Annotated in this window: 4 protein-coding genes; 2 read left to right on the top strand and 2 right to left on the bottom strand. The window is 50.9% G+C overall.

Features of this window, described 5'->3' with window-relative positions:
• The first annotated feature begins 157 nt into the window (after window positions 1–157).
• Together O3C43_24530 and O3C43_24525 are read left to right on the top strand one after the other, a co-directional pair.
• On the top strand, window positions 158–1,510 hold the full coding sequence (locus O3C43_24530) for an acyl-CoA dehydrogenase family protein (GenBank protein ID MDA1069655.1): 1,353 nt from the start codon (window positions 158–160) through the stop codon (window positions 1,508–1,510).
• A 193-nt stretch (window positions 1,511–1,703) separates the two neighbouring features.
• On the top strand, window positions 1,704–2,960 hold the full coding sequence (locus O3C43_24525) for a RidA family protein (GenBank protein ID MDA1069654.1): 1,257 nt from the start codon (window positions 1,704–1,706) through the stop codon (window positions 2,958–2,960).
• Between the two features lie 22 nt (window positions 2,961–2,982).
• Here O3C43_24525 and O3C43_24520 read toward each other — a convergent pair whose 3' ends face one another.
• Together O3C43_24520 and O3C43_24515 are read right to left on the bottom strand one after the other, a co-directional pair.
• Window positions 2,983–4,218: a mandelate racemase/muconate lactonizing enzyme family protein gene (locus tag O3C43_24520; GenBank protein MDA1069653.1), complete on the bottom strand. Its 1,236-nt coding sequence runs from the start codon at window positions 4,216–4,218 to the stop codon at window positions 2,983–2,985.
• A gap of 66 nt (window positions 4,219–4,284) precedes the next feature.
• The coding region (locus tag O3C43_24515; GenBank protein ID MDA1069652.1) for a mandelate racemase/muconate lactonizing enzyme family protein at window positions 4,285–5,457 on the bottom strand (1,173 nt) is incomplete at its 5' end.

Raw genomic sequence — 5,457 nt, 5'->3', positions numbered from 1 at the left:
TGGAAAAAGTAAAGCGTGCTCGAGCAAAGCTTGATATGTTACAGACTGCTTGACGCACTACACTAGCTTCGCATTTACACATTGAACAGAGCCATTCAAACTATTGTAAGCCCAGTGTTTTCTGCTTCGACTAACCCAAAAAAGAGAAAGAAATAAAATGTCAGGTCTCGAGAACCATCCAGAATTATTCGACCTTCGGATGTCGAAAGAAGCCATGCCACTTCTAGAAAGAGTAAAAGCCTTTTTGAAGAATGAGGTTGATCCGGTAACCCGCAAATTCCATGAACTCGGCGAAGGCCGGGCAGAACGTTTTTCGTATGGGCCCGGGCAGCTCGAGATCTTGGAAGGCCTCAAAGAAAAGGCAAAGGCGAATGGCCTTTGGAATTTTTTTCTACCCAACGACGAAACAGGGCAGGGTCTGAAAAATCTGGATTATGCTTACATAGCTGCTGAGCTCGGAAAAAATCCTCTGGCTTCAGAATGTCTCAATTGTTCGGCCCCCGATACCGGTAACATGGAAGTACTCGAACGCGTCGGTACTCCCGAGCAAAAGGAACAGTGGCTCAAACCTCTCCTGGAAGGAAAAATCCGTTCAGCTTACGCGATGACCGAACCTGATCTTGCATCGTCCGACGCGAAAAACATTTCTTGCAGCGCCGTGCTCGACGGCAACGAATGGGTTATCAATGGCGAGAAATACTATGCCTCTGGGGCTGGTGATCCACGTTGCAAGATTATGATCGTAATGGTTTTGACCAGTCCGGACGCGGAGCCATATAGGCACCAATCGCAAATTCTGGTTCCGATGGATAATCCAGGAGTTGAATTAGTGGGCCACATGCATGTGTTTGGTCATGACGATGCACCACATGGTCATCCGCATTTGCGTTTCGAAAACTGTCGGGTGCCGAAGGAGAATATTTTGCTCGGTGAAGGGCGTGGGTTTGAAATTTCCCAAATACGTCTTGGCCCAGGACGGATCCATCACTGCATGCGGGCATTAGGAGCCGCTGAAAAAGCGTTGGAACTCATGGCCAAACGAGGTCTTTCCCGAGTCGCATTTGGAAAGCCCATCGGTAGGCTCGGCAAGAACGTCGAGGTAATTGCGAAAGCGCGAATTGAAATTGAAGCTATGCGAATGATGATCCTGAAGGCCGCGAAAGCAATGGATGTTTTAGGCAACGCCGATGCCCGTGTTTGGGTAAGTGCCATCAAGGCCATGGTACCCATACGCGTCTGCCACATTATCGACGAGGCGATCCAGATCCATGGTGCGACAGGCCTTTCTCAGTGGACGCCGCTCGCCGACATGTACGCACAGCAGCGCACTTTGCGTCTGGCGGATGGACCCGATGAAGTACATTGGTTCGTCGTAGGTCGAGCTGAGCTCAACCGCTTGTCAGAGGAGGCCAAGGACTATGATCCGAAGGAAGAGTTCCTATCGGGGCAAAACGGGAGCAATGGAGAAGGTGCGAACCACATTCGAGATAGGATATTTCAGGGGCCATGAATCCGCCTAGCCTATCGAATTCTACCACTGAATTCTTGAGATCCTCTGGGTCTTCCAGAGGATATGCCAATGTAGCCACAGTTAGACCGAAGCGCAACGTAGCCTAAAGCCGGTGCGTTCCCGTCTTTACTTCCCCATCGGTGTCTTATTCGATGTAAGCAGAGAATACAGATCTAATCGAAAGACTAATACAATGAACTTACAGAGACTGACCATTTTGGGGCTGACCTTCCTGTTGACTAGTATGGCTTGGGCACAGTTGCCCGACAAGCTGATTGTAAAATCCGAAACCCACGTTGCACACGGTCGACCGTACAGCGACGGTGTGCTGGTCGGCAACACTCTCTATGTCTCAGGACAGGGAAGTGCCCGTCCCGACGGCACTATGCCGGACGACATGGAAGGCGAAATCCGACAGTGTTTTGAAAATATTAAAAATATCCTCCTCGGAGCAGGCATGGATATGCACAACGTGGTCTCCGCGTATGTCTTCCTGGAAGATCTTGGCCAATACCAACTTATGAACAGCGTCTTCCGTGAATATTTTCCGGAGAATCCCCCGGTGCGAAGTACCCTGGAAGTCGGAAAAATCCCCGGCGCTTCCATGATCGAAATTCAGACCATCGCCGTGCAGGATGGTGCCGACAAAGAAATTCTGGGCTGGAAGGAAGGTCAGTTGTTCAGCCAGGGCATTAAGGTCAATGGCCTTCTCTATATATCAGGGAAAGGCACCCAGATCCCCGGTGCCGGCGGTGAGAGCCACGATCTGTATAAACACCGCGTCCGGCAGGGCATTCTGAATGTTGGATCGGTGCTGGAAACGGCAGGTCTGGATTACGGACACATTGTGTTCACGAATCCCTATATCATGCCTCCCAACCAGAAATGGGAGCCAATGAATATCGTCTATCGGCAGTTCTTCCGGTATGGCAGCGCCCCGGCGCGAGCGACCATCACGATGTCTGACATCCCCGGCGAATCCAGTGATTTCGAGCTGACCGCGATCGCGGTCACTGACATGCGCCACCGCCAGGTGATCCGCCCCAAGAACCGGCAGCCCAGCGCCACTGCCAGTCCCGCGGTTATGGCGGGTGACGTGCTTTACTCTTCCGGCCTCTCGGGCTTCGTCCCCGGCCAGGGCAAGCTGATTGACGATTTTGAATACCAGCTGCGGCAGGCGATGCGCAAGGTGCAGGACGTCCTCGAAGCCGCAGACATGAATTTCAGTAACGTGGTCAACGTAAATGTTTACCTGCGTGACATGGACGACTACGCCCAACTGAACGACATCTATGCCACCTATTTTACTGAGGGTTTTCCGGCACGGACAACCCTACAGCCTGCGCCCGACGGTGACGATTCCAACGCCCTGGTTCAGTTCAGCATTATTGCTGTGCGATCAGCGACGGTTTCCCCACACGGCGGTAAGACCGAGATGGGCAAAAAATGATACGGAAGCTTACTTCAATTACTTAGTCGCCCCACCATGTCTCCTCAGGACGAATGTTTTCCTTGAGATAGTCCTGATTCATTTGCATTAAGCCGGGTGTACGCGGCACATCGATATAGCTGTCGGTTACTACCACTGGATCGACTCCCATCAACTCGGTGCCCTGACCCTTATCAATTGCGTTTTCCAGAATCACAAAATTCTGGGCAGATGCGGCGAATTGAACACTGCCCATAAGGAGTGGGTAGGCCCCCAAATTGTGTAGCGCAAACGGAATTCGGAAGAGCGACGCCAGTTCGGCTATTTTCTTCGCACCGGTGATACCACCGCAAAATGCGAGGTCCGGATGAAGAATATCCAAGGCCTGATTCTGCAAGAACGGAAGGAATCCTTTTGGCATCTCCACTTTCTCACCATTCATTATAGGCACCGGCGATTGTTCCTTCAGGGCCTTCCAGCTTGAACTATATTCCGGAGGCAAAGGATCTTCGAGCCAGAGAACTTCCGATGATGCGACCGCCTTTGCGATCCCGATCGAACTGGGCAAGTCAAACTCACTGTGGGCATGAGCAATCAAGTCGTAATCGGGACCCATAAATTCACGCACATTGTCAAAACCTGTCTGAAGCATTTTCAACTCACGCGGCGTCAAGGTTGGTAAGTAGTGCGGACTGTAGGGACTTTCGTTACCAAACGCGTGGTTGAATGACAGTTTTATCGTAGACCAACCGCGAGGGTTCGCTTTGATTTTATCGGCCCATTCGCTTACATTTTTCCTATCGAGCATGTCAGTGGGCTGATCGTCGTGATAGAGCTTAACCTTATCCCTAAAAGGACCACCGAGTAGCTCACAAACCGGTCGGTTCAGCACTTTGCCGGCAATATCCCACAAGGCCATGTCGATGCCGCTGAAAACACTCCCTTGAGCCATCAGGTTGTGCACCTGCGTACTCATTTTGAAATAGTGTTTCTCGATAGCCAACGGATCCTCACCGATAAGATAATTACGGATTGGGCGATTTCCGGTGTTTACCCAGGAGCGAAAAATATCGCCCGTGGCACCCGATTCACCATAACCGGAAATGCCGGCATCTGTTTCCACCTTTACCAAGGTCTTCCACTGGTTCTTCAACACAATGCCCTTGATGTCGGTGATCTTTATTTGATCTCGAACCGGATGAGCCATCAGGTTGTAGTTCGTCATCCACGCACCTGCTGGAAGGGCTAATGCGGTTTTCAAGAAGTGTCTTCTATTCATGTAATTTATGGTGTGTTGTTTTGAATTTGAGTTACCCAGATTGGAGGTCGGTCTTAGAAAGATGCCTCAGTCCCCCCACCAGGTTTCTTCAGGACGAATATTCTCTTTGAGGTAGTCCTGGTTAAGTTGCATTAAGCCTGGCTCCTTGGGAAGATCGATATAACTATCCGTTACCACTACTGGCTCCTTGCCCATCAACTCGGTACCCTGACCTTTGTCTATCGCGTTTTCTAAAATCACAAAATCGTGGATAGAGGCGGCGTATTGAACGCTGGCCATCAGCAAGGGGTAGCCACCCAAATTGTGTAGAGCGATTGGGATTCGATATAGCGATGCCAGGTCGGCGATCTTCCTGGCACCCGTGACGCCACCGCACCATGCCAGATCAGGATGGATGATATCCACTGCCTGATTCTGCAGAAATGGCAGAAATCCCTTCGGCATCTCAACCTTCTCGCCATTCATAATCGGCACCGGCGATTGTTGCTTTAAGCTCTTCCAACTTTCGGAGTAATGGGGCGGAAGAGGATCTTCCAGCCAAAGAACCTTTGACGGTGCAACCGCCTTTGCAATCCCGACCGAAGTGGGCAGGTCAAACTCGCTGTGGGCATGAGCAATCAGGTCGTAGTCCATACCGAGCGCCTCCCGCACGTTGTCAAAGCCCGTCCTGAGCTTGTCAAAATCACGGGGTCCCAGCATGGTAATATCTCGTTCCAGCCGGTCAAAGCCAAATACGTGATTGAAGGACATTTTGATGGTGGACCAACCGCGTGGATTTGCCCTTATTTTGTCAGCCCAGTCCCGACAATTTTTCTTGTCGAGCATGTCAGTGGGCTGATCGTCGTGATAAAGTTTTATCTTCTCCCGGAAAGGACCACCGAGCAATTGGTGAACCGGACGGTTCAATACCTTGCCCGCTATGTCCCACAGAGCCATATCAATGCCACTGAAAATGCTCCCCTGGGATACCAGATTGTGCACCTGCGTACTCATTTTGTAATAGTGCTTCTCAATCGCCAAGGGATCTTCACCTATCAACCTATCTTGAATGGGTTTGTTTCCACCGTGCACCCAACCCCGGAAGATTTCGCCCGAAGCGCCGGATTCACCATAGCCTGAAATGCCGGCATCGGTTTCCACTTTCACCAAAGTCTTCCACTGATTCTTCAGTACAATCGATTTGATGGCTGTGATCTTGATCTGGTTTAGCGCGGGTTGAGCCAGTAGATTGTAATGCGA

Source organism: Verrucomicrobiota bacterium (assembly GCA_027622555.1).
In the GTDB taxonomy this organism is placed as follows: Bacteria; Verrucomicrobiota; Verrucomicrobiia; order Opitutales; family UBA2995; genus UBA2995.
Note: the sequence above shows the minus strand (reverse complement) of the source record. Positions and strands in the feature narration are given on the sequence as shown.

Coding starts and splice junctions, on each gene's coding strand:
- O3C43_24530 (MDA1069655.1), top strand. CDS start 158: ATGTCAGGTCTCGAGAACCATCCAGAATTATTCGACCTTCGGATGTCG.
- O3C43_24525 (MDA1069654.1), top strand. CDS start 1,704: ATGAACTTACAGAGACTGACCATTTTGGGGCTGACCTTCCTGTTGACT.
- O3C43_24520 (MDA1069653.1), bottom strand. CDS start 4,218: ATGAATAGAAGACACTTCTTGAAAACCGCATTAGCCCTTCCAGCAGGT.